General features: G+C 48.2%; 17 protein-coding genes, 1 tRNA gene and 3 pseudogenes. 20 read left to right on the top strand and 1 reads right to left on the bottom strand.

Annotation, left to right across the window (positions count from 1 at the left end; genetic code table 11):
- Positions 1–58: 58 nt before the first annotated feature.
- From ACGCCZ_RS02560 to leuD, 17 genes and pseudogenes are all read left to right on the top strand, one after another.
- Entirely contained in the window at positions 59–1,126 is a 1,068-nt protein-coding gene (locus ACGCCZ_RS02560; RefSeq protein WP_411655203.1) for a DUF2029 domain-containing protein, read from the top strand.
- A gap of 12 nt (positions 1,127–1,138) precedes the next feature.
- Positions 1,139–1,579 carry a ribosomal protein S18-alanine N-acetyltransferase gene (gene rimI / locus ACGCCZ_RS02555; protein ID WP_411655202.1) on the top strand — a complete coding sequence of 147 codons (441 nt, stop codon included), beginning with the start codon at positions 1,139–1,141 and terminating at the stop codon, positions 1,577–1,579.
- A gap of 12 nt (positions 1,580–1,591) precedes the next feature.
- Positions 1,592–2,625, top strand: a pseudogene (gene tsaD / locus ACGCCZ_RS02550) (tRNA (adenosine(37)-N6)-threonylcarbamoyltransferase complex transferase subunit TsaD).
- A 137-nt stretch (positions 2,626–2,762) separates the two neighbouring features.
- Positions 2,763–4,529: a phosphoenolpyruvate carboxykinase (GTP) gene (locus ACGCCZ_RS02545; protein WP_054323241.1), complete on the top strand. Its 1,767-nt coding sequence runs from the start codon at positions 2,763–2,765 to the stop codon at positions 4,527–4,529.
- A gap of 268 nt (positions 4,530–4,797) precedes the next feature.
- Positions 4,798–5,226 (top strand): TM2 domain-containing protein, encoded by a 429-nt coding sequence (locus ACGCCZ_RS02540; RefSeq protein ID WP_082402072.1) that lies wholly within the window; start codon positions 4,798–4,800, stop codon positions 5,224–5,226.
- A 410-nt stretch (positions 5,227–5,636) separates the two neighbouring features.
- Positions 5,637–5,714, top strand: a tRNA-Pro gene (locus tag ACGCCZ_RS02535).
- A 185-nt stretch (positions 5,715–5,899) separates the two neighbouring features.
- Complete coding sequence (locus tag ACGCCZ_RS02530; RefSeq protein ID WP_411655201.1) at positions 5,900–6,325, top strand: hypothetical protein; 426 nt, start codon at positions 5,900–5,902, stop codon at positions 6,323–6,325.
- Positions 6,326–6,696: 371 nt separating this feature from the next.
- Positions 6,697–7,155: pseudogene (gene tnpA, locus ACGCCZ_RS02525) on the top strand (IS200/IS605 family transposase).
- A gap of 301 nt (positions 7,156–7,456) precedes the next feature.
- On the top strand, positions 7,457–8,122 hold the full coding sequence (locus tag ACGCCZ_RS02520; protein WP_054323299.1) for a manganese catalase family protein: 666 nt from the start codon (positions 7,457–7,459) through the stop codon (positions 8,120–8,122).
- 599 nt (positions 8,123–8,721) lie between these two features.
- Positions 8,722–9,870 carry an FRG domain-containing protein gene (locus tag ACGCCZ_RS02515; protein ID WP_411655200.1) on the top strand — a complete coding sequence of 383 codons (1,149 nt, stop codon included), beginning with the start codon at positions 8,722–8,724 and terminating at the stop codon, positions 9,868–9,870.
- A 270-nt stretch (positions 9,871–10,140) separates the two neighbouring features.
- The gene (greA, locus tag ACGCCZ_RS02510; RefSeq protein ID WP_085534049.1) at positions 10,141–10,629 is read left to right on the top strand and encodes a transcription elongation factor GreA; all 489 of its coding nucleotides are present in this window, start codon (positions 10,141–10,143) and stop codon (positions 10,627–10,629) included.
- A gap of 114 nt (positions 10,630–10,743) precedes the next feature.
- Positions 10,744–12,252, top strand: coding sequence for a lysine--tRNA ligase (lysS, locus tag ACGCCZ_RS02505; protein WP_411655199.1), 1,509 nt, complete (start codon positions 10,744–10,746; stop codon positions 12,250–12,252).
- An 84-nt stretch (positions 12,253–12,336) separates the two neighbouring features.
- Positions 12,337–13,991: pseudogene (gene ilvD, locus ACGCCZ_RS02500) on the top strand (dihydroxy-acid dehydratase).
- An 880-nt stretch (positions 13,992–14,871) separates the two neighbouring features.
- The gene (locus ACGCCZ_RS02495) at positions 14,872–15,651 is read left to right on the top strand and encodes a Cof-type HAD-IIB family hydrolase (RefSeq protein WP_411655198.1); all 780 of its coding nucleotides are present in this window, start codon (positions 14,872–14,874) and stop codon (positions 15,649–15,651) included.
- A 179-nt stretch (positions 15,652–15,830) separates the two neighbouring features.
- Positions 15,831–16,055 (top strand): hypothetical protein, encoded by a 225-nt coding sequence (locus ACGCCZ_RS02490; protein WP_411655197.1) that lies wholly within the window; start codon positions 15,831–15,833, stop codon positions 16,053–16,055.
- Between the two features lie 431 nt (positions 16,056–16,486).
- Entirely contained in the window at positions 16,487–17,755 is a 1,269-nt protein-coding gene (gene leuC, locus ACGCCZ_RS02485; protein WP_054323236.1) for a 3-isopropylmalate dehydratase large subunit, read from the top strand.
- A gap of 13 nt (positions 17,756–17,768) precedes the next feature.
- Positions 17,769–18,254, top strand: coding sequence for a 3-isopropylmalate dehydratase small subunit (leuD, locus tag ACGCCZ_RS02480; RefSeq protein WP_054323235.1), 486 nt, complete (start codon positions 17,769–17,771; stop codon positions 18,252–18,254).
- 292 nt (positions 18,255–18,546) lie between these two features.
- On the opposite strand, the gene ACGCCZ_RS02475 is transcribed toward leuD, so the two are convergent.
- Complete coding sequence (locus ACGCCZ_RS02475; RefSeq protein ID WP_411655196.1) at positions 18,547–20,304, bottom strand: site-specific DNA-methyltransferase; 1,758 nt, start codon at positions 20,302–20,304, stop codon at positions 18,547–18,549.
- A gap of 1,343 nt (positions 20,305–21,647) precedes the next feature.
- Between ACGCCZ_RS02475 and ACGCCZ_RS02470 the strand changes: the two genes are divergently transcribed.
- The 3 genes from ACGCCZ_RS02470 to ACGCCZ_RS02460 all read left to right on the top strand — a co-directional run bounded on the left by ACGCCZ_RS02470 (position 21,648) and on the right by ACGCCZ_RS02460 (position 24,061).
- Positions 21,648–21,992 carry a hypothetical protein gene (locus tag ACGCCZ_RS02470; RefSeq protein ID WP_411655195.1) on the top strand — a complete coding sequence of 115 codons (345 nt, stop codon included), beginning with the start codon at positions 21,648–21,650 and terminating at the stop codon, positions 21,990–21,992.
- Complete coding sequence (locus ACGCCZ_RS02465; RefSeq protein ID WP_411655258.1) at positions 21,977–23,032, top strand: condensation domain-containing protein; 1,056 nt, start codon at positions 21,977–21,979, stop codon at positions 23,030–23,032. The genes ACGCCZ_RS02470 and ACGCCZ_RS02465 overlap by 16 nt, the downstream gene beginning before the upstream one ends.
- 333 nt (positions 23,033–23,365) lie before the next feature.
- On the top strand, positions 23,366–24,061 hold the full coding sequence (locus ACGCCZ_RS02460; protein WP_085534035.1) for a response regulator transcription factor: 696 nt from the start codon (positions 23,366–23,368) through the stop codon (positions 24,059–24,061).
- The last annotated feature ends 17 nt before the right edge of the window (positions 24,062–24,078 follow it).

The raw sequence follows: 24,078 nt of genomic DNA, 5'->3' as shown, positions 1-24,078 counted from the left end.
CTATTTCTTTTTTTGATTTCAGCTGCCGCACTGCTGACACGGTTCTATCTCTTTCCCATTGAATCAAACGATTATCATCAGTTTTTACAGGGATGGTTTGCCAGCATTGAAAGAAAATGGCGGCCTGGCGGCGATTGGGATGAATATTGGCGATTATATGCCGCCTTACTTTTATATTTTAGCGCTCTTGACCTATTTGCCGTGGCAGGATCTCTATCTGATAAAATTGGTATCCTGTGCAGCCGATTTCGTCTTGGCTTATTATGTAATGCGGATTGTATGGCTTCGGTATCCTGGGAGGCCCCATGGGATGATGGCTTACGCTGTGGTCCTCTTCTTGCCCACAGTGGTGCTGAATTCCGCAGCATGGGCGCAGTGCGATGCAATGTTCACCAGCGCGCTGGTGGCGTGCCTGTATTACTTTCTCATCGATCGCCCGAACCGTGCGGTGTTGGCGTTTGCCATCTCGTTTGTATTAAAGCTACAGGCGATCTTTTTTGCACCGCTCTTGCTGCTGCTGTTCTTGAAGAGAAAAGTCAAATTTCACAGCTTACTGATTATCCCTGGTGTATATATTTTGTCAATTATACCAGCTGCAATTATGGGGAGGAATCTTTGGGATCTGCTGACCGTGTATGTATCCCAATCAAAGCTTTACACGAGCCTGTGTATGTCCATTCCAAACCTGTATGCTTTTTTGGGGAATGTCGCTTCTGAGCCGCTCGGAAAGGCCGGCGTTATTTTTGCAGGCGGAGTGGTATTGATGTTGCTCTATGTGTTGTATCGAAAGCCGTATGTGATCACACCGGAGATTCTTGTGACAATGGGGCTGCTGTTTGCAATTTTACTGCCATTTATCCTGCCGCACATGCACGAACGGTATTATTTTCTGGCGGACATTGTCAGTGTGATCTTTGCATTTTATTTCCCGAGGAAGGTCTATACAGCGGCGATTATGTGCGGGGCGTCCGCCTGTGCTACCGCCAATTATCTCTTCGGGCTGGCATATTATCCACAGCAGCTTCTGGCGGTTGCAGTGTTCATCAACCTGATTTTGCTTGCAAAGCACCTCTGGGACCTGCTCTCCAACAGTCCGGTGCAGCGTCCCGCGGGGGTGACTGCATGAGTACGATTCAAATTGTATCAATGGAAGAGCGCCACCTGGACGAATTGGCGGAGATCAGCCAGCTCTGTTTCGCAATGCCGTGGAGCCGGGAAGGGCTGGCGGCGGAACTTTCCTGTGATACCGCGCACTTTTGGGTGGCGGAGAGAAGAAGGCTATTGCCTGGGATTTGCCGGGATGCACGCCGTCTGTGGAGAATGTTATGTGGATTTGGTTGCAGTGCGGCCATCCGCCCGCCGCCAGGGAATTGGAGAACAGTTGGTAAAGCGGATGATTGCGTGGATGGAGGAACACCGTGGGGAGTTTATCACTCTGGAGGTACGGATGTCCAATACACCCGCAATTGCTTTATACGAAAAATTAGGGTTTGCCAAGGCCGGTGTGCGCAAAAACTTTTATGAGAATAACCATGAAGATGCGTTGCTTTTGACCCGGCAGGCGATGGGAGTTCAATAAAGGGGGAAGTATATGAGAATTTTGGCATTGGAGAGCTCTTGCGATGAGACTGCAGCAGCGGTCGTGGAGGACGGAAGGCATGTCCTTTCGTCGGTGATAGCCTCGCAGGTAGAGGAACATAAATTATACGGGGGCGTGGTGCCGGAAATTGCCTCGCGCCGGCATTCCGAGGCGGTGGTTCCGGTTACGCAAAAGGCGCTGGACGACGCAGGGGTGACGCTCGAAGAGGTCGATGCAATCGCAGTGACCTATGCCCCGGATTGATCGGGGCCCTCCTGGTGGGGGTCAACTTTGCAAAGGGGCTGTCGCTTTCGGCAAAGAAGCCGTTGATCCCGGTTCATCATCTTCGCTCGCATATCGCCGCCAACTACATCACATCGCCGGAACTGGAGCCGCCTTTCTTATGTTTGGTGGTGTCTGGGGGACACACGCACATAGTCGAAGTAAAGGGATACACGGATTTGCGTGTCATTGGGCGTACCCGAGACGATGCAGCGGGCGAAGCCTTTGACAAAGCGGCGCGCGCGATGGGAATGCCGTATCCCGGGGGCGTAGAGATGGATCGGATTGCGGAGGAGGGAAACCCGGAAGCATTCCGGCTTCCCCATCCAAAAGTGGACGGTGCACCCTATGATTTCAGTTTTTCCGGCCTGAAGACGGCGGTGATCAACCTGATTCACAATGCGAAGCAGAAAGGAGAGGAACTGCCGATCCCGGATCTTGCGGCTTCGTTCCGTAAAGCGGTAGTGGACTGTCTGGTGCAAAACTTTGTAAAGGCGGCGCAGGAGAGCGGCGCGAAAAAACTGGTGATCGCCGGAGGCGTTTCGGCCAACTCTCTCTTGCGCCGCCGGCTGGAAGAGGAGTGCAGCCGGTCTGGCTGGAATTTGTATAAACCGGCGTTGAACCTCTGCGGCGACAATGCGGCCATGGTGGGAGCGCAGGGATACTATGAGTATTTGGCGGGGCATACCGCCGGATTGGACCTGAATGCTTGCGCAGAAATGCCGATTCAGGGGCCGCAAGCCCAACAGAACCCAAGAAGATGAAGGGGATTCCTAGGAAACTTGCAGGAATTTTCAAAAAAGGCCATGTATTCACAAATTTTTAATTGATATTTTTCAAACGATGTACTATACTTTAATCAGTAACGTAATATGGCCATTGGGCCGGAAGGAGAACATTTATGACAAAAAATGAATCCGTCTTGAATTGGATTGAAAACATGAAAAAGCTTGTCAATCCGGACAAGGTTATGTGGATTGACGGCTCTGAGGAACAGCTCAACCAGCTGCGCGCGGAGGCTTGCTCCACGGGTGAGATGATTAAGCTCAACGAGGAAAAGTTGCCGGGCTGCTATCTGCATCGTACCGCCGTGAACGACGTAGCTCGTGTAGAAGGCAGAACGTATATCTGCTCCCGCAAGGAAGAAGACGCAGGCCCCACCAACAACTGGATGGAGCCGCAGGCTGCTTATAAGATGCTGTTCGACATTGCGAAGGACAGCTATAAGGGCCGCACAATGTACGTGATCCCGTATTCCATGGGCCCGATCGGCTCTCCGTTTGCAAAGATCGGCGTAGAGTTGACCGACTCCATCTATGTTGTCATGAACATGAGCATCATGACCCGCGTAGGTGAGAAGGTTTGGGAAGTTCTCGGCGACAGCAACGACTGGGTGCGCGGCTTGCACTGCAAGTGCAACATCGATGAGGAGAAGCGCTATATTTGCCACTTCCCGGAGGACAATACCATTATCTCCGTGAATTCCGGTTACGGCGGGAACGTGCTCTTGGGCAAAAAGTGCTTTGCACTGCGTATTGCTTCCTATCAGGGCAAGACCGAGGGCTGGATGGCAGAGCATATGCTGATTCTGGGTCTCGAGAACCCGAAGGGCGAAGTAAAATATATCACCGCTGCTTTCCCGTCCGCATGCGGCAAGACCAACCTGGCCATGCTGATTCCGCCGGAGGGCTACAGAGCAAAGGGCTACAAGGTTTGGACGGTTGGCGACGACATTGCTTGGATGCGCATTGGTCCGGATGGCCGCCTGTGGGCGATCAACCCGGAGAATGGCTTCTTCGGCGTAGCGCCGGGCACCAACGAAAAGTCCAACCCGAACGCGCTGCATACCACCCGTCAGGGGACCATCTTCACCAACGTTGTGCATAACCTCGACGACAACACGGTCTGGTGGGAAGGCCTGGATAAGAATCCGCCGGAGCATGCAGAGAACTGGAAGGGCGAGCCGTGGAACGGAAAGACCTCTACCGAGAAGGGCGCGCATCCGAACAGCCGCTTTACTGCACCTGCAAAGAATTGCCCGTGCATTAGCTCTGAGTTTGAGAATGGCGCTGGTGTGCCGATCTCCGCGATCGTGTTTGGCGGCCGCCGTGCACAGACCACTCCGCTGGTGTATCAGTCCCGCGATTGGAACAACGGCGTGTTTGTTGGTTCCATCATGGCTTCCGAGACAACCGCTGCTGCGACCGGTGCGGTCGGCGTTGTGCGTCGTGACCCGATGGCGATGCTGCCGTTCTGCGGTTATCATATGGGCGACTACTTCAAGCACTGGATTGAAATGGGCCAGAAGCTGGGCGACAAGGCTCCGAAGATCTTCAACGTCAACTGGTTCCGTCTCGACGAGAACGGCAACTTCATTTGGCCGGGCTTTGGTGACAACCTCCGTGTTCTCGAGTGGATCATCAAGCGCTGCGAGGGTGAAGTGGACGCACAGGAGACGGCGATCGGCTATGTACCGTATGCAGAGGACATCAATCTGGAGGGACTGGATTTCAGCATCGACACCCTCAAGAGCATCCTGGAAGTCAACAACGACCAGTGGTCCAAGGAGGCAGAGGGCATCGAAGAGTTCTATAAGAAGTTTGGCGACAAGCTGCCGAAGGAACTCCGCGATCAGCTGGATACCCTCAAGGCAAACCTCAAGAAATAAGATAGATACCCTGCACAGGGGTTTGGGAGCGTTTCGGGAAACCGGGACGCTCCTTTTGTTTTGTGTGGGGCAAAGGGAGATGTTTTAGGAGAATCGCAGAACTTTGTATCTCATGGACATATGGATTGGATAGACTCGTAAAAAAATAAGCGAGGAACTTGATAGCAGCTGAACTGGAAAGAGTTGCTTGGTTTTGTTTGATTGACATACTTTCACACAGCATGGTATGATGAATATAATGATCGATTGGATGTGAGGAGTTTTAAATATGAAATGTGCAAGATGTGGGTTTGATAATCCAATAGAAGCCCATTTTTGCAAGGAATGTGGCGCGCCTTTGGAGACCGCCCCACAGCAGGCATCTTACGAACAGAATAGCCCCCCGCCGGGACCACAGAGTGCGCCGCCTCCGTATGCGTATCAGGGGTCACAGTGGAATTCACCTCCGCCTCCGTATGATGCTCCGCTAAACGTTCCCCCTTATGTGGAAGTGATCTCTGCGTCAAGCAGATGGGTGGCGTTGTTGCTGTGCATTTTTCTGGGTGGACTGGGCGTCCATCGGTTTTATGTGGGGAAGATTGGAAGCGGTATCGTCTATCTGTTGACCGGCGGTGTATTTGGAATCGGTTGGTTGGTGGACCTGATTATGATCGCTTGTGGGAGCTTTACCGACGCTTCGGGGGCTCCATTAAAGTAATGAAAACCAAAGAGAGTATTCGTAGGGTTACCCTACCTTTTGCGGCGACGTCCCTATTAAAAATATTCATTAGTCAATTAGCAGAGGGATCATCCGCCATTTTAAAGCTGCCGTTTGATCACAGTTATCCCTATTACTAATATCCGTTTGTTTATTTGTAATGGGGATATATCAAATGACAGCCCCCACCCAATTGCAGGGTATCCCTGTCACTACTATGGTTTCGGGAACTTGTTCCGAAAAAGGCGTGGATGTTGCGATGTGAGGCGGTTGATCCTCCCAACGGGACCTCAGAGAAGAGACTTAGTTGTGCGATGAAAACCGCCTGAAATTCTTAAGAATATCCAAAATGCGCAAGTTCACTCTTGCTTTTTAATGGGATATATGCTATGATAAATAATGTTATAAATCCGGGTGTAGCGCAGTTTTGGTAGCGCGCTTGAATGGGGTTCAAGAGGCCGCAGGTTCAACTCCTGTCACTCGGACCACTGTAAGGAGACCGTCGACTTTTGTCGGCGGTCTTTTGCTATGCCCAGATATATGCGGGTTTACAGGACAACGAATAAGGCAAAGTCCTATAGTTTATTACAAAACAAAATTGAGTGATAGGATTTGTTGGACAGGATATAGTACAAACATTATCTGGGGTTATGTTATGAGGAGATGGGACATAATGAATACAGAAATTATGGTTGCTATTGTCGGCGCATTAGTTGCGATACTTACTGCTGTTATTACAAATTATCTCACGAAAAGAAGTCAATTGAAATTTGAAGAGCGTAAGCTCAAAGAAGAGTACTATACAAATTATGTAAAAGCGATTAGTAATAATGTGCTTATGAAAGGTGAAGACGGAGAACTTGATGATGCTCAGAATCGTCTGATACTCGTAGGCAGTGCGGAGGTCGTCCGTATTTTGATGCAGTTTCACGACGCAATAAAGGAATCAGCGCAGCCAATAAGCAGTGAGGAACACGATAAAATACTTACTAACTTAATTAAGGCGATGCGTGCAGACTTATATGGAACGAAAAAAATTAACGATGACTATCCAACGGTTCATCTATCCGGCTTACGTCCCTATGGAGAGAAACAATAAGCTATCTTGGGTGAAAAGCATCTTAATCTACCGGCAATAAACTCCTGGTTTTACTGGATTTTTCCAAGGCCTATCATTCCACTCCGACCAGTCGAGAACCTCAACGCGCAAGTCGTGTTCGGGGTTTGCTTTATTACAGCTTTGCGTTCGCGTTTACGACGGGTGCTTTTTTGTAACGTAAACCCAGCAAAGGAACCTGTTTTTGATTGCAATCAAAAACAGGTTCCTTTTTATTTTGTGAGAACAACCACCGACAGTGTCGGTGGAGCGAAAAAAGCTTTAGCGATGAGTGAGACAAAAAAACTCCTTTTGGTGTAGAATGAGCTTGCGGTCTGGCAACTGCAAGAGACACCAAAAGGAGGACGTTCAAAATGAACGACAATAAGAGTTTAGCACATAGTAGTTGGAACTGTAAATATCATATTGTGTTTGCACCAAAGTACCGGCGAAAAGTATTATATAGAGAAAAGCGGGCGGAAATCGGGAAAATCTTGTGAGAATTATGCGGATGGAAAGGCGTAACGATTATAGAAGCAGAAGTGTGCCTTGATCATATCCACATGCTGGTAGAGATACCACCCAAGATGAGTGTATCAAGTTTCATGGGATTTCTCAAAGGAAAAAGCAGTCTGATCATACATGAGAGGCATGCAAATCTGAAATACAAGCACGGCAACCGATCTTTTTGGCGCCGAGGTTACTACGTAGACACAGTAGGTAAAAATACCAAAAAGATCGCAGAGTATATCCAAAATCAACTTGAAGAAGACAAACTTCAGGATCAGTTGACTTTCAGAGAGTACGAAGACCCTTTCAAGGGTAGCAAGTAACAAACTTTTGCAAGTGTCAGACCGTACCATGCCATTGCAATGGCTGCCAGTAACAGCGGGTTACACCCGCTTCTGTGAAGCCACCGGCTACGCCGGTGGATATTTACTAGAATGATAGCTTTACCGGAAGCAGTCATAATGAGAAGTATATGTTTGATTTTATGGTGTTTCGCAAAGGCATAATCCACGTATCTCCCGTTTTTTATGGTGGCTTGGGTAAACAGAATCAGATAGCATTTTATGAATAATTTTATAGCTTTAAGGAGACTCTACTCATAACGAAATGAAAGGGGTGGTGTGTTTGTTTAAGCACGAAAAGCAATTGTTTCATCCTGTAGAGATAGAACGTCCCAACCCGCAGTATGCAGCTCTGCTGCAAGAGCAGCTCGGCGGTGGTAACGGGGAATTGAAGGCTGCTATGCAGTATATGTCTCAAAGTTTCCGTATTAAAGACCCCAAAATCAAGGACTTATTCATGGATATTGCGGCCGAGGAGCTAAGCCATATGGAGATGGTAGCCCAAACGATCCATTTGCTCAACGGGCACGATGTGGAAGCAGACAAAGTTCAGGCTGGCGAGATTGAAACCCATGTCTTGCTGGGGCTAAATCCTGGGTTGATCAATGCATCAGGCTACTCTTGGACAGCGGATTATGTCACCGTCACCGGCGATCTCTGTGCAGATCTTCTCAGCAATATTGCTTCGGAGCAGCGAGCCAAAGTAGTGTATGAATATCTGTATCGCCAAATCGAGGACAAAAAAGTCAGAGAAACCATCGACTTTCTTCTGAACCGTGAGGAGGCACACAACCAGATGTTCCGGGACGCCTTTAATGAAGTGCAAGAGAGTGGTTCTAACCAGGACTTTGGCACTACCAAGGCGGCGAAGATGTATTTCTCTCTCTCAAATCCGGGTCCTAACGCCTTTGCCGGCAACAATGTAACTGCACCCAAATTTACGCAGTAAAGATTCTGAAGAACTTTAGATGTGCGGATGTTTTTATCAAAAATAGGCCTGGGCGATTCTCCAATCGATTACAGTGCGGCTCTTTAAAAAGGTACTAGAATTTATAAAATCTTTGTGAAACTTAGATAGTAAAAACCTTGAAATTCCATTTTAACAGCCCTTTCCAAGCCGGGGCGCGCTTACGCAGCTGTTCCTCCGTTTCCAACCGCCCAGAGGGCGGTTTTTTTATGATCGGGAGAAGACCGGTTTTAATCGTCTTTGTCAGAAAGAGTCTGGACGCAAATTGCGTCCAGACTCTTTCTGACAAAGACGATTGAACGGCGGATACTTTTCGCGGGAAAACATCGGTGTGAGAATCTGACACGTTTGCATTCGAGCTTTTGGGGGATCTGGCCGGAAATAGTATCGTTAAACGGCGTCCTTAGCAGCGCACATCTGCCAATGCAAGTCAAGTACACCCGGCGTTCTGTAGGGCGTAAGCGAATAAGGCGCATTTTTACAAAAAATTCCCGCGGAGTACCGGGCGCCTATTGCCCGGTTGGACGTTTGATGTCATAATATCGGTATAGAAGGCAGCGATTGGCAGAGGAGTGTTTATCATGTTGGAATTTGACTTGGACAGTATCATAAAAAAGGGTAGTTTAAAATCTTTTTCAGTGGCCTCCACCGATCGGTACTATGACCATACAACCTTTAAAATAGAGTCTTTGAGTGATTATATTCAATTGGTGGAGACTCTTTCCTTTTCGTTTTCAAAAAATCCTGGAGGGGATTTATTATATCGAGGGATGGCGGACAGCCAATGGTGGCTGTTGCCTTCCATTTTGAGGAACTCGGGCAAGAATCGGAAGACGTATGCTTTGGAACATGACTTGGCGGTCAGTTTTCTTTCAGAAATGCCGGACTTATTCAGCAATACGAACCATAACTTTGAAAAGCTGTCCAAAATGCAACACTTTGGAATCCCTACGCGCCTATTAGACTTTACGCAGAACCCATTGGTAGCGTTGTATTTTGTCTGTGCAGAACATCCCTCAAAGCAGGGGCGCGTTGTCTTTACCCGAAGCTGGTTGAGCCATTTTGATGAGCCTATTGTAGAATGTATATCCTCTCTTTTCCTCATCCCATATTTATTAAACATGCCTCTGGATGGTTGGTTGGAAAAGTCCAATCTTTCCGTCAGTGATTATCTCTTTAAGGTATATACAGACTTGCATGATACCTCGCCGCTCTTTGTGAAACCGATTTATTTGGACCGAAGGATGGAAGCGCAGAAGTCAGTATTTTTACTTTTTCACAATTATATTCGGGATACGGCGGATATAAAGTATTACCACTATGGAGGGAAAGGGGAAAAGAACTTGGCCCATTTGAGCGAAGATCTAGAAGAAATTTACAAAGAGCAGATACAAGCGCCTACTCTATCGTTTGGTTCGAGCCCGTGCTTTGTTGTGGACAAGATGTCGTTTGAAAGGTTGGCCGATTTTTATCGGGCCAAGAGCAACTGGGAGGAAGGGGAATCTTTTTCACAGAAGTTTGATCGCGCGGTTGCCAGCCGGTTTGTCCTGGAGGACGACATTGAGCCGTTGGAGTTGAAGGATATTTGGTTCAATTTTGCCAGTATATTAATACCAGCTAAAAAGAAACGGAAGCTCTTGATGGAACTGCAATATATTGGGATCGATGAAGCGTATATCTATCCGGACGTCGAACACATTGCAAAGCGGGTGAAAAAACACTTCTATTGAGAAGCAGCGCGTCCAACATAGGGGGATGGTTGCTTGAAAATTGGAATATCCACAGAGGCGGAGTATGTATGCAAAAGCGTATCCTTTTATCTGAAACATATTTTGTGAAAAGAAATTTCATTTTTGCCAGGAATCGACAACCGTTTCCCTTTGTCTGCTTCAGCAAGTGTTGACATGGGGCGGCGGTTTCATTATAATTAAAAGAAATGTACGCATTTTTCAAAATGCTGCACCGCGGGTGCGACGATCATAAAAGGTGGTAAGAGTGATATGGCAGGAAAACAGGTGATCTTGACCCAGGAAGGCCTGGAAAAGCTGGAGCAGGAGCTGGAAGAGCTCAAAAGTGTCAAACGAAAAGAGATTGCGGAAAAAATTAAAGTGGCCCTGTCCTTCGGCGACCTGTCCGAGAACAGCGAATACGATGAGGCAAAAAACGAACAGGCCATTATGGAAGCACGCATCGCAGACATTGAGGTCACATTGAAAAATGTGAAAGTGATTGATGAAAGCGAGCTTAGCAACGAGAATATTCACATTGGTTCAAAGGTGGAGGTGCGCGTCAATAACCCGCGCACAGGCAAGACGGACATTTACAATTATAAAATTGTCGGTTCCAACGAGGCGGACCCGCTTTCCGGCAACATCTCCGATGAATCTGCCGTTGGCAAGGCGCTGCTGGGCCATAGTATTGGCGACATAATCGAAGTGGAGGTCCCGGCAGGGGTGATGGAATACGAGGTACTGGCCATCTCCAAATAAGAAGGAAGCGGCGTGTGGACAGCGGTGAAGCGCGTCCCAGCCGCTTTTTGCTTTATGATTGTGCAATATCAGGAAGCCCGGATATGCCGGGTAAAATAGTAGGGAGAGCTGAACATGAGTGAAAATAAGAATGAACAGCCGCAGGCTGTGCAGGCGGAACAGGAATTGAACGAACTTTTGCAGATCCGGAGGGATAAGCTCGCGAAGCTGCAGGAGGCAGGGAAAGATCCATTTGCGATTACGACCTGCCCGCGTGACCATTATGCGCAGGAGATTCGCGACCAGTTTGAGACACTGGAAAATCAGGATGTATGTATTGCAGGGCGCCTGATGAGCTGGCGCGATATGGGAAAAGCCAGCTTCTTGGATGTACATGACAAGACAGGCCGCATGCAGGTGTATGTCAAGATTGACGAGGTCGGCGAAGAGTCCTACAAGGAGATGAAGGCCAGCTGGGACTTGGGGGACATCATCAGCGTTGGCGGCTTTGTTTTTAAAACAAGGCGGGGAGAGATCTCGGTCCATGCAAAGGAGATCAAGCTGCTCAGCAAATCCCTACTGCCGCTGCCGGAAAAATTCCACGGCCTCAAGGATACCGATCTGCGGTATCGTCAACGCTATGTGGACCTGATCGTCAATCCGGAGGTCAAGGATACTTTTGTGCGCCGTTCCCAGATTGTCACAGAGATCCGAAACTTTCTCAACGAAAAGGGCTTCTTGGAGGTAGAGACCCCTGTGTTGCACACCATCGCGGGCGGTGCTTCTGCGAGGCCGTTTATCACGCATCACAATACGTTGGATATGGATATGTATCTGCGCATTGCACTGGAGTTGTACCTTAAGCGATTGATCGTGGGCGGCTTTGATAAGGTGTACGAACTGGGCCGCTGTTTCCGCAACGAGGGTATGGATACCCGCCACAACCCGGAATTTACCATGCTAGAGCTCTATCAGGCGTACACCGATTACAATGGCATGATGGATATTACCGAAGAGCTGATTCGGACAGTCGCTCAAAAGGTGTTGGGTACAACCGTTATCACCTATGGCGACGTAGAAATTGACCTCGGTAAACCATTTGAACGCATCTCTATGGTGGATGCAGTGAAAAAGTATGCAGGTGTTGACTTCGATGCCATTGCCACCGATGAAGAGGCAAAGGCTTTGGCAAAGGAACGTCACATCCCGTATGAAGAGCGCTATAAGAAGGGCGACATTCTCAACCTGTTCTTTGACGAGTACTGTGAAGAGAAGCTCATTCAGCCCACCTTCCTGATGAATCATCCGGTGGAGATTTCTCCTCTGGCGAAGAAGATGCCGGGAAATCCGGCCTATACCGAGCGCTTTGAGCTGTTTATCGTTGGACGTGAGCATGCAAATGCGTTCTCTGAGCTGAACGACCCGATCGATCAAAGGCAGCGCTTTGAGGCGCAGGCTGCCCTGAAGGCAGCGGGCGACGAAGAGGCATGCGACGTGGATGAGGATTTCCTGACCGCGTTGGAGTATGGCCTGCCGCCCACGGGCGGGTTGGGAATTGGTGTGGACCGTCTGGTGATGTTGTTGACCAATGCAGCATCCATCCGCGACGTTCTGCTGTTCCCCACGATGAAGCCGCGCGACTAAGACGAAAAATTTGGAGTTTACGAAGCGCGGGTTCCCTTTGGCGGGGAATCCGCGCGCAATTTTAATCAAAAAGGAGAGGTCATCATGAGAAGCGATCTGATGAAAGAAGGCTCTACCCGTGCGCCACACCGTTCCCTTCTGCGCGCATTGGGCCTAACCGATGATGAAATGAAGCGCCCTTTTGTGGCGGTTGTCAGTGCTGCCAGCGATTACATACCGGGACACCGGCACTTAAAGGACATTTCTGAGGCAGTAAAAGCGGGGATTCGCAACGCAGGCGGCGTCCCATTTCAGTTTGAGACCATCGGTGTATGCGACGGCCTCTCCATGAACCACAAGGGGATGAAGTATTCCCTTTGTTCTCGTGAACTGATTGCAGATTCCATTGAAGTGATGTTGACGGCGCATCCGTTGGATGCAGCAGTCTTTATTCCCAATTGCGACAAGATTGTTCCCGGCATGATGCTGGCTGCCTGCCGCATGAACCTGCCGAGCATCTTTGTGAGCGGCGGCCCCATGCTTCCCGGCGAGCATAACGGCACCAAGTTTGGCCTATCGGAGATGTTCGAAGCAGTGGGCAGTTATGCCTCCGGAAAGATCGATGCGGACGAGCTTTTGGCATTGGAGAAATCGGCTTGTCCGACCTGCGGTTCCTGCTCTGGAATGTACACGGCGAACTCGATGAACTGCCTGACTGAAGCAATCGGAATGGCGCTGCCCGGCAACGGCAGTATCCCGGCCGTTTATTCCGAGCGCATTGCCCTTGCGAAGCGAGCTGGAATGCAAGTGATGAAACTTTTGGAACAAGACCTGCGTCCGCGCGACATCTTGACTTCACAGGCTTTTGAAAATGCGCTGCGCGGAGAGATGGCATTGGGCTGCTCTACGAACTCGGTGCTGCATCTGACGGCGATTGCCCATGAGGCGGGGGTCCCGCTGGATATTGACAAGATCGATGAATTGGGCCGTACGACGCCGCAGATCTGTAAGCTGAACCCAGCTAGCCAGGTATTTATCACGGACCTGAACCAGGTTGGAGGAATTCCCGCTGTGATGAAAGAACTCTCCCGCAAGGGCCTGATCCATCTGGATTTGCAAACCGTCTACGGTACTGTGCGCGACCGTGTAGAAGCTGCGCCGGATGCGGATGGCGAGATCATTCGCAAGATGGAGAATCCGTTCCGTGCGGACGGCGGTATCGCGGTGCTCAAAGGCAATATCTGCCCGGAGGGCTCGGTGGTGAAGCAGGGGGCTGTTGCACCCGAGATGATGCAGCATGTGGGTCCGGCCCGTTGCTTTGATTGCGAGGAAGATGCCTCTGAGGCGATCTTGAGCGGTAAGATCAAAGAGGGCGATGTGGTGGTTATCCGCTATGAGGGACCGAAGGGCGGCCCCGGTATGCGGGAGATGTTGACGCCGACCTCCGCACTGACCGGAATGGGCCTGGGATCGAGCGTAGCGCTGATTACCGATGGCCGTTTCTCCGGTGCAACGCGCGGTGCAGCGATTGGCCATGTTTCCCCGAAGCAGCCGCAGGCGGCAATATCGCACTGATTCAGGATGGAGATATCATCGATGTGGACATCACAGGCCGTCAGCTGAATGTTCGTGTGAGCGAGGAAGAACTGGCAAAACGCCGTGCGGCCTGGAAGGCGCCGGAACAGCATTTGACGGGTTATATTAAGCGTTATGCAAGCCTTGTGACCTCTGGCTCCAAGGGCGCTGTATTTGTAGACTAAGTTTTTCGGTTTGATGAACCGGGATGGAGTTCTCTCTCAGAAGAAGGATTGTGGAGGAGAAAACTATTTCGTATAGAGCCGGGTGAAGGAAATCCAGGGGCGTATTCTACAATAGAAAAGCCGTTTCCGTTTTTGCAAAGATGCCTGTGCAAAACCAAAAAGACGCTCTGAATCCGGACGAAGGCCCCCGATTCAGGGCGTTTTTCGATATAAAAACGGTAAAAAAATCAAGAATATCTGCGCGAATAGAGCGCTTATTAGCAAAGCAACTAAAGAAAAAAGCAAAAAATTTACGACGAAATTACAACAAATGAAAGAGCCCTATGTAAAGATATGGGAGAATGGTACTTGAAATAGAGTACCTTTTTCTATACTGTGAAACAACATAGTGTTTCATTTCTGCTTGATTGCTAGAAACTTATTAGCGTATGGTTTGTCAAGGGGGTGTCACGTAAGAAATACTTTAGTACCTTTTACAAATCATAGGCTGCTAAGTAGCTTCTTTAGAAGCAGAAAAGAAATGACAATATTAAAATTTTATGATATAAAAAGGCTGAATGGTTTGTATTAAGAGCCAGTTGCTTTGTCATTTGATGCATTTTTAAAATTAACAGAGGGCAACAAAAGAAAAAATACTTTCGATAGTAAAAAAGATACCTAGTTTTATCTAAATCAATTTGAGATTTATAAAATTGGAATGAGAATAAAAAGTATGTATTAGATACAGTGAATTTAGGAAAGGCATTTTAAGGCATGAGACGTAGATGCAGGATGAACTACAAAAAATATAAAAATGCAACAATTGAATGTATGGGGCAGCCGGGGAAGTCAGCTGGTTATTGCTTATAAAAAATATCATGCAAATTAAGGAGGATTGATTGTGAAAAAAATAAAGATAATTTTCTTTGATATTGACGGAACGCTGATTGATATGAGAAAAAAGGAAATTTCAGAAAAGGTATTGGAAACATTATTAAAACTCAAAAATAATGGAATTAAGATTTGCATTGCTACGGGAAGATCGCCAATGCAAGTACCGTGTTTTCCAAATGTGGAGTTTGACGCTTTTTTGACTTATAATGGTTCCTATTGTTTTACTAAGGATCAGACTATACTTAGTAATCCCTTAAAAAAAGAAGATGTCTACACCATTATAAAAAACGCTCATGCAATAAGACGGCCATTATCCTTAGCTACAAAAAGCAGGCTTGTGGCTAACGGGAAAGACAATGATTTAAGTGAGTATTATGGATTTGGCGGACTTAAACTGAAAGCTGCTACTGATTTTGATGTAGTGGCGGATAAAGAAGAAATTTATCAAATCATGTTAGGTTGTCGAAAAAATGATTATAAAACCATTATGCAAAATGTTAAGGAGGCTCAAATTACAGCATGGTGGGATCGTGCGGTAGATATTATTCCACTAAATGGGGGTAAAGGAACCGCGATTGCCAAAATGTTAGAATATTATCAGTTATCCAAAGAAGAAGCAATGGCATTTGGTGATGGAAATAACGATATTGAAATGTTACAGGCAGTTGGTACAGGAGTTGCCATGCAGAATGCTTCCTCGGAATTAAAAGCGGTTGCTAACCATATTTGTGATGATGTAGCGAATGATGGGATTTACTCTTATTGTAAAGAACATAAGTTGATATAATTTTTGTGAGAAACAGCAAATGCCGCTTCGAAAGATAGAGGGTTGGGCGGTTGTTTGGGATTACAGAGGGAGTCCTGCCAGCCGGCCGATGGACTGGAAAGTGAGGAAAGGCAAAGCGCATGTGTCGCTGTCCGAATAGAGGGAAGGAACAGGCGGGTGCAAGGAATAGCCAGCAGTGGATGATTGTTGAGATACGTTTCAAAATGTTCCAGGGACTTGTTTTTCCAGGGGACAAGCACACAGTGCTTCTCTTAAAATTGTTTGTAGACGTACCTTTGGAAGAGCGTTTTCCGATGATCGGCTCGTGCGCGGTTGGCACACTTCTGTGTAGGGTTAGGTGGAGCGCACAGGGAATGAAAGGAGCTACCTTTTGCTCATATGGGGAATTTGATCGTATCGACTAGCACGTTTCTTTTTAGAGAGGCTTGCTCTTGCGTACGTAGGGTGAGAAAGGGATTCGATAAGCTTCGAACCAATCCACCCAAAGGGGAATATTTTTCAAAGATACTTCCCAACAGATGCTATCTTTGGGCGTGTATTTGAAAAAGGTGTCTCGGCATTCCAACCGGTTGACCGAAAAATGTAAATGAGATGGAACGCTTTTTTCCAACAGGTGGCGTTTTGTCTGTATGGATGGAAAACCGAAACTTTCCATGTGAAGGGCGCATGTGATAAGCTTTTAGAAACCTGTTTTGTCGGGCATCCGTACCCTTGTCTGGATGTGAACAGGATGCAGTGGATAAAAACGAACGAATTGTAGTGCGGTTTACATTTAGAATCGGAAAACCGTGTTACAATAAAAATACTGAAAAGACACTTTAAGGAGGAAAATCCGATGGGAATGACCATGACCCAGAAGATCCTGGCAGCACATGCGGGTTTGGACCATGTGGTGGCGGGACAGCTGATCGAAGCAAAGCTGGATGTGGTATTGGCAAATGATATTACTGCACCGGTTGCAATCAATGAATTTGAAAAATGTGGTGCCGATGCGGTGTTTGACAATACGCGCATCGCGCTGGTATTGGACCACTTTACGCCGAATAAGGACATCAAAGCGGCAGAACAGTGCCTACAGACGCGGAATTTTGCAAATAAATATGACATCAAAAATTTCTTTGACGTCGGTCAGATGGGAATTGAACACGCATTGCTCCCGGAAAAGGGCATTGTAGGCCCCGGCGACTGTGTGATCGGCGCGGATTCCCACACTTGTACTTATGGCGCATTGGGCGCCTTCTCTACTGGGGTAGGTTCTACAGATATGGCTGCGGGAATGATTACCGGGAAGGCCTGGTTTAAAGTCCCGTCCGCCATCAAGGTGGTACTCACGGGAAAGCCGGGCCGTTGGGTGAGCGGCAAGGACGTCATCCTACACTTGATCGGCGAGATTGGTGTGGACGGCGCGCTTTATAAGTCCCTGGAATTTACCGGTATGGGAGTCGAACACCTGAGTATGGACGACCGCCTGTGTATTGCAAATATGGCGATTGAGGCCGGAGCAAAGAATGGTATTTTCCCAGTGGACGGCGTAACCCTGGAATACTGCGAAGGGCGCTTCCAACGTGAGCCAGTCGTTTTCAGCGCGGACGCAGATGCAGAGTATGATTCCACGGTGACGATTGACTTGTCTGCGCTGCGCCCGACGGTTGCATTCCCGCATCTTCCGGAGAATACCAAGACGGTGGACGAGATTGCGCAGATGGAGCCGATTGCAATTCAGCAGTGTGTAATCGGCTCCTGTACAAATGGGCGGATTGAGGATTTGCGCGCCGCGGCAAAGATCCTGGCAGGACGTAAGGTTGCAAAGGGTGTGCGTTGTATTGTGATTCCGGGCACGCAGGATATTTATCTGCAGGCGATCAAAGAGGGGATTGCCGAGGTCTTTATTAAGGCCGGCGCAATTTTCAGTACGCCGACCTGTGGGCCTTGCTTGGGTGGCCACATGGGCGTTCTTGCAAAAGGAGAGCGTGCGATTTCCACCACAAACCGCAACTTTGTCGGCCGGATGGGCCATGTAGAATCCGAGGTCTACCTTGCGAGCCCAGCGGTTGCGGCGGCTAGCGCGGTGGCGGGCTATATCACAGACCCGGATAAGATTTGAGGAGGTACGGAACATGAAGGCACATGGTTTGGTCCATAAATATGGGGATAATGTCGATACGGACGTCATCATTCCGGCGCGTTATTTGAATACTGCGTCCCACGCGGAACTGGCCTCGCATTGCATGGAGGATATCGACAAGGATTTTGTGAAGAATGTAAAGTCCGGCGACATCATGGTAGCAAACAAAAACTTTGGATGTGGTTCATCGAGAGAACATGCGCCGATTGCAATCAAAGCAAGCGGGATCTCCTGTGTGATTGCATCCACATTTGCTCGCATTTTTTACCGCAATGCGATCAATATTGGACTGCCAATCTTGGAATGTGATGCTGCGGCGAAGGAGATTCAGGCTGGCGATGAGGTGGAAGTGGATTTTGATACGGGAGTCATCACCGATGTAACAACAGGCAAGACCTATGAAGCGCAGCCGTTTCCACCGTTCATTCAGAACATCATCGAAAAGGGCGGTTTACTCAAGAGCATTACAGAAAAATAAGGGTATTTGGACGAGAGGAAAATACCTTCATCAAAGAAAAAGGGGAAGCATGGGCACATGCTTCCCCTTTTTTATGGGCTGATATGGATTTTAACGGTTCTACGGAATGTCTTGTTTGACTACCAGATGGTATTCTGCATGCTCGAAAGTAAGTGATCGGGCAGCGCAGGTTTTCAAAATGGATATCCCCGCAATCATAAGGGATATTCTAGCCGAACAGGAGACCGGCGGTCAGATAGGGCAAGCTTCCGTTTATCGCGGTACATCATCCGCCCCCTGTCTGTATACTCCTTTACAGTCGTGCAATATCCCGAGGGATTTTTTTAAATAGGATGTTGTGGTTGCGCAGTGTTCCCAGAGGGATAGCGCATAGATCGGCATAAATGATATAGCCTTCGGCCTTGGTCTGGATTGTAGATAAAAAGGCGTAGTCCAACGTGGTGATGCTTTCCCGCTCGTAATAGAAGTAATAGGCGGTGTTGCGGCATAGGCCCATGAAATAGGGCTCGTCCTTCGGCTGTTCGATGGGCATAGGCTCTTTGGCCTCCATATAGTAGACATATTCCCGGATTTCCTGCGCGCCCACTTCTTCGTTGAGATTGCCGTCCGGCAGCAAAAGCACAGGCCCAAGCTCGTAATAGCTGAAATGGCCGCCGGTGCCCTCCACGGCCTTTTTATCCTCTCCATAGCCGTCGATTACTCTTTTGACCCGCTCGGCGGTGATGCTGCCGGCGTAGTCCATCATTTCCACCAGAATAAATTTGCGGTGGCCGCCGTCGGCCCTGTTCATGTTGAGCACGGCGTGGGCGGTAGTGCCGGAACCGGCAAAGGAGTCGAGAATGAGGGAATCTGGGGTGGATGCAATTTGGAGAATCCGCTCAATGAACCGAGACGGTTTGGGGGTATCGAATGTGGCTTTCCCATTGAAAATTGCCAGTATTTCTTTTTTTGCTTCATCCGTGTGGCCCGTTTCGCTATAAGGCCAAAGATTCGTAGGTACTTTTCCACCGACATTTTTGAGGTATGTTTTTCGACGAATACCACCTTTTCCACCTTTGGTGAAGAAGAATCGTGGCCACTGTCCGCGCTGGTATACCTCTTTCGCTTGCGCGGCAGATTCTTCCAAGGATTTTGACAGGACGATCGCCTGAACCCCTTCGCGCACTTCCGATTCTGGTACGCCACAGACGGCGGCGCGCTCCTTTGCATCGTTTATATCTCGCAGTTCGTAATCACACCAACCACGCATAATTTCCAGCATCTGTTCTTGTCCAAATGTCCAACACCGGCTATTGGTGGGATACAGCATCTTTCCAGTAAAAGGGTGCTGAATGGCGTATACCATTCCCTGATGTGTTGCTGCACCTGGTGCGAATGGGTTATCACTTGCCCATGAAGTCCTATCGTTATCGGGATTTTTATAAATGGAATCCATTTCCTCTGTACGGGGCAGTTTGTTCGGATTCCAGCCCGGCTGTTTGCTGTACACAAGCAGATGTTCCACTTCGTTTACAATCCCTTTGGAATCGTTTCGGGTTGAATAAGTCCGCTGCCATGAAATATTCGAAACAAAGCAGTTGTTTCCAAAGATTTCATCACAAATCAGCTTTAAATTCGCGTATTCGGTATCGTCAATGCTGATAAAAATAGTTCCGTCCTCTGCCAACAGCTTTTGCAGCAGCTTCAAGCGGGGATACATCATGCACAGCCATTTGTCATGGCGGGAGAGGTCCTCGCCCTCTTTGCCCACCACTTCGCCCAACCACTTTTTGATCTTGGGGTCGTTGACGTTGTCGTTGTATACCCAGCACTCGTTGCCGGTGTTATAGGGAGGATCAATGTAGATGCACTTTACCTTGCCCTCGTACCGAGGCAGCAGGGCCTTTAACGCCTCCAAATTATCGCCGTGGATAATCATGTTTTCACTGCCGTTGTCCTCGGCGTGCTGTCCAGCTTCATCGTAGCTGTACTGGCGTTCCAGTACCCGATACGGCACTTCCTGGTGGTGGTTTACCACTTTTTCTTTTCCGATCCATTCCAGTGTTGGCATTATCTTTCCTCCGAAGATAGGGTATCTGTTCAACCTGCTCGTGCATCTTTCAGGCAGCATTCTCAAAGTCTGTCCCCCAAGGGGAGAACCTGTTTTGCCGTTTTCAGACCTCTTGATGACTGTTTCGGACAGCGCATTCCGGTATCAGCGAAGAGTTTCTTGCCGATGAGACAGCGATTTCGGACAGCGCGTCCCGGTATACTGTCCGGGTGTTCCTTTGTTTGCACTTGTCTATCGGTCCTATTATACCAGCCTTGGAATTTGCCATCAACCAAGGTTTTAAACTTCAAAAGATTGCTGTTTGATTTTCGGTGGAGCCAGATGTTCCTAAATCAGAAATCCATATCGTGAAAGGAGCGTTTTCAGCTCGTTAGAAAAGGAACAGGAACACATCGTTTCATTTGCGGCGCTAGCTATCTGGACATGTCTTTTTACGCGGTCGGTTGTTCGGCGAAGTGGATTTCATCTGGTTCGTCAAAAACAATCAAACTTACCTGCAAAATGGTGAAAAAGCGCGGACAAGCGTATTTTCAACGCCGGTTTTGTAATGTGGATTGCCAGATTTTCCTATATCGAATACAGAAAAATCCGGCAAACGACTATACCGGTTTTTATCGAATGATTGTAAATCTGAAACAAGACTTGGAATAAGATTTTACAATGTCCCTATAGTCGTATCCGTAGCAATAGGTTGATGAAAGGGAGGTGAACCCGTTTTCATGGAATCGTTGCAAATCTAAAACAAAACAGAGAGAAAGGCTTTCAAACGAGTTGCTCATTTAGTTGGAATAGGCTTAGGCTGATAGGGATGAAATGGGCTGGTTCTACAGTACGTCGCAGGGTTACCGGGAGTAGCAAAGAAAACGGTTTTACTGATTCTAAGGCGGACGTGTATAAAACTCCGAGCAATAGGTTGACAAAGGGGAAGTGAAGCCGCTTTTATGAAATCGTTGCAAATCTAAAACAAAGCAGAGAGAAAGACGTTCAATCAAGTTGTTTATTGAGTGGGAATAGGCTTAGGCTGATAGGAATGAAACGGGATGGTTCTACAGCACGTCGCAGGGCTACCAGGAGCAGCAAAGAAAACGGTTTTACTGATTCTAAGGCGGACGTGTATAAAACTCCGAGATAGCGTTTTCCTTATCTCAGAGTGAATATAAGTTGGTTGAGCTTCTTGTAGTTCGAGAAAATATCCGAAAATTCGCCTTTTTCATGGGAAACATGCGCATTGGCTTTTTGATATTTATGTGGTAAAATAGAAATAACAGGTTTCCAAATATGGGAAACATTCATTGTAAAAAGTTGGGGAAGACATTTGAAAGGCAAAGAAAAGAGGAATCGTTATGAAACACTTTTATCCGTTATGTGCAGCCGAGAGGTTACAAGACCATAAGATCCTGGAGTATAACCGTCCGCAGGAGGTAAACATTTGTGTCTGCATGACCATTCGGGCCGGGGTGGATTTTGGCTTATTGAAACACTGTATCCAGATGGAATATGCGCGGCAGGAATCCCTACGTATCCGTTTTACCGCCCGAGATGAACATGGAAAGGTATTCCAATACTTTGCTTCCTATGACCCACGCGACATCCGTTTGGTGGACTTCCGGGAAAAACGGAGGAGGAAATCAACGCAACGTTGGAGGAATGGTCCAGTCAACCTTTTGAGCAGGTGGATTCACCGATGAACGAATTTATTATGGTGGCAATGCCGGATGGGTACAATGGAATTTATCTGCGAATTGATCATCGCCTGACAGATTCCACCGGAATGATCCTGATGATTAACGACATTATGGGGTTATATTGCCACTTTGCCTATGGCGCTCCCATGCCGGAGGACCCGCCGCTGTATCACCTGGCTTTGGAAAAGGACCTTGCCAAAGAGGACAACGCATCCCGAACGGCGAAAGACCGGGCCTTCTGGGAAGAGCAAGTGGCCATCGGAGAACCGATCTATACGGACGTCACGGGGCGTTGGAAGCTAGAAGCCTGCCGGAAAAAGTATGGAAATCCACTGTTGCGCGCTGCGGATCGGGAGATGGACGACCTGCGCGTAGGCCGGGCGATTTACCACCTGGAACCAGAGCCGACACGCCGCCTGATGGATTACTGTATGGAAAATGAAATTTCGATGACCAATCTGCTGCTGATGGGATTGCGGACCTATCTGTCCAAAATGAATGACGGAGAAAAAGATGTTACCATTCGAAATTATGTCTCAAGGCGCTCCACGTTACTCAATAAAACATCCGGCGGGACACGGACCCACTGTTTCCCCTGCCGGACCATTCTGGAACCCGAAACGGAATTTTTAGACGGTGTGCGCATGATTCAAGACCTGCAGAACAGCATCTACCGGCATGTCGACTTTGACCCGTTGGAGGTCAACCGAATGTTTCAGGCGTGTTATCATCCGCCGAAGAATACGACCTATGATTCGGTGGCATTGACCTACCAACCTCTGCCACTGCGTCTACAGAACGAACAGTTGCACGGGATTCCATTTAAAACCGAGTGGCTTACCAATGGGACAGCCATTCAAAAGGTGTATCTGACCGTCATGCACAGTGCCAGCGATTTGGGGTTGCAGTTCTACTTCAAATATCAAATGGCGGAATTGTCGCCGCACGATGTGGAGCTGATGTATTATTATCTGATGAAGATCCTCTTTATGGGCGTGGAAAACCCCGATATGACGATCGATGAAATTTTGCGCACTGTGTAAGAGATATGGAGATGGCGTGGCCGCGCACCCATAGAGGATGCGCGGTCCCCTATTTTTATGGATTTTTTCTGAGAAAGAAATGGATATCCATAGAGAAAAATGGTAGTAAAGCGGAAGAAGTACGTTCTGGCGTATCCGTTGTGTAGATTCTATGGACCAATCGGGAATTTATAAAATATTCATGACTTTTAGAGGGGAGTATCCTATAATAGACTAGAAATCTATGAAAATGTTTCTTAGTGTACAGCCTGGCGGTCGGTTGGAAAAGGGAAACGAGAGCGGTAGAGAAATGGACAGGCTGCGGATCATTGTGACTAAAGGAGGGCGTTATTGATGGCATCGGGAAAAATCCTAGTGGTGGATGACGATCAAAATATCTGCGAATTACTGCGCCTTTATATCGAAAAGGAAGGCTTTGACGTGGTGATCGCAAATGATGGGCGGAAAGCCTTAGAGATGTTCGACCAAGAAAATCCGGATCTCATTATGCTGGACATCATGCTGCCGGAATTGGATGGCTGGCAGGTGTGCCGGGAGATTCGAAAGAAATCGCAATGTCCAATCATTATGTTGACTGCAAAAGGCGAGGTCTTTGACAAGGTGCTGGGCTTGGAACTTGGCGCAGACGACTATGTAGTCAAGCCGTTTGAGGCAAAGGAAGTGGTCGCTCGCATCAAGGCGGTGTTGCGCCGCTTTGGAAAGAGCGATGAAAATCAGATTAAAGAGGTTAAATATGATAAACTCAGCATCAATTTGACCAATTATGAATTGAAAGTCAATGGAAAGGTGATCGATACGCCTCCGAAGGAGATGGAATTGATCTATCACCTGGCGAGCAACCCCAACCGTGTATTTACACGCGACCAGCTTTTGGACGAGGTGTGGGGATTTGACTATTATGGCGATAGCCGCACGGTGGACGTCCATGTCAAACGCCTGCGCGAAAAGTTGGAGGGGGTTTCTGACCAGTGGGCGCTCAAGACCGTCTGGGGCGTAGGTTACAAATTTGAGGTCAAAGATCCAAATTAAGGGTGGGTTCCCTGAAA

The organism is Anaeromassilibacillus sp. SJQ-1, from assembly GCF_046693725.1.
Lineage (GTDB): Bacteria > Bacillota > Clostridia > Oscillospirales > Acutalibacteraceae > Anaeromassilibacillus.
The sequence above is the reverse complement of the archived record's forward strand: the minus strand, read 5'-3'. Positions and strand labels throughout refer to the sequence as shown.

What these genes read in the sequence shown, in the direction of transcription:
- ACGCCZ_RS02470 (WP_411655195.1), top strand. Translation starts at nt 21,648, where the DNA reads ATGAAACACTTTTATCCGTTATGTGCAGCCGAGAGGTTACAAGACCAT.
- lysS (WP_411655199.1), top strand. Translation starts at nt 10,744, where the DNA reads ATGAGTGAAAATAAGAATGAACAGCCGCAGGCTGTGCAGGCGGAACAG.
- greA (WP_085534049.1), top strand. Translation starts at nt 10,141, where the DNA reads ATGGCAGGAAAACAGGTGATCTTGACCCAGGAAGGCCTGGAAAAGCTG.
- ACGCCZ_RS02460 (WP_085534035.1), top strand. Translation starts at nt 23,366, where the DNA reads ATGGCATCGGGAAAAATCCTAGTGGTGGATGACGATCAAAATATCTGC.
- ACGCCZ_RS02540 (WP_082402072.1), top strand. Translation starts at nt 4,798, where the DNA reads ATGAAATGTGCAAGATGTGGGTTTGATAATCCAATAGAAGCCCATTTT.
- ACGCCZ_RS02475 (WP_411655196.1), bottom strand. Translation starts at nt 20,304, where the DNA reads ATGCCAACACTGGAATGGATCGGAAAAGAAAAAGTGGTAAACCACCAC.
- ACGCCZ_RS02545 (WP_054323241.1), top strand. Translation starts at nt 2,763, where the DNA reads ATGACAAAAAATGAATCCGTCTTGAATTGGATTGAAAACATGAAAAAG.
- ACGCCZ_RS02515 (WP_411655200.1), top strand. Translation starts at nt 8,722, where the DNA reads ATGTTGGAATTTGACTTGGACAGTATCATAAAAAAGGGTAGTTTAAAA.
- leuC (WP_054323236.1), top strand. Translation starts at nt 16,487, where the DNA reads ATGGGAATGACCATGACCCAGAAGATCCTGGCAGCACATGCGGGTTTG.
- ACGCCZ_RS02530 (WP_411655201.1), top strand. Translation starts at nt 5,900, where the DNA reads ATGAATACAGAAATTATGGTTGCTATTGTCGGCGCATTAGTTGCGATA.
- leuD (WP_054323235.1), top strand. Translation starts at nt 17,769, where the DNA reads ATGAAGGCACATGGTTTGGTCCATAAATATGGGGATAATGTCGATACG.
- ACGCCZ_RS02490 (WP_411655197.1), top strand. Translation starts at nt 15,831, where the DNA reads ATGATTGTTGAGATACGTTTCAAAATGTTCCAGGGACTTGTTTTTCCA.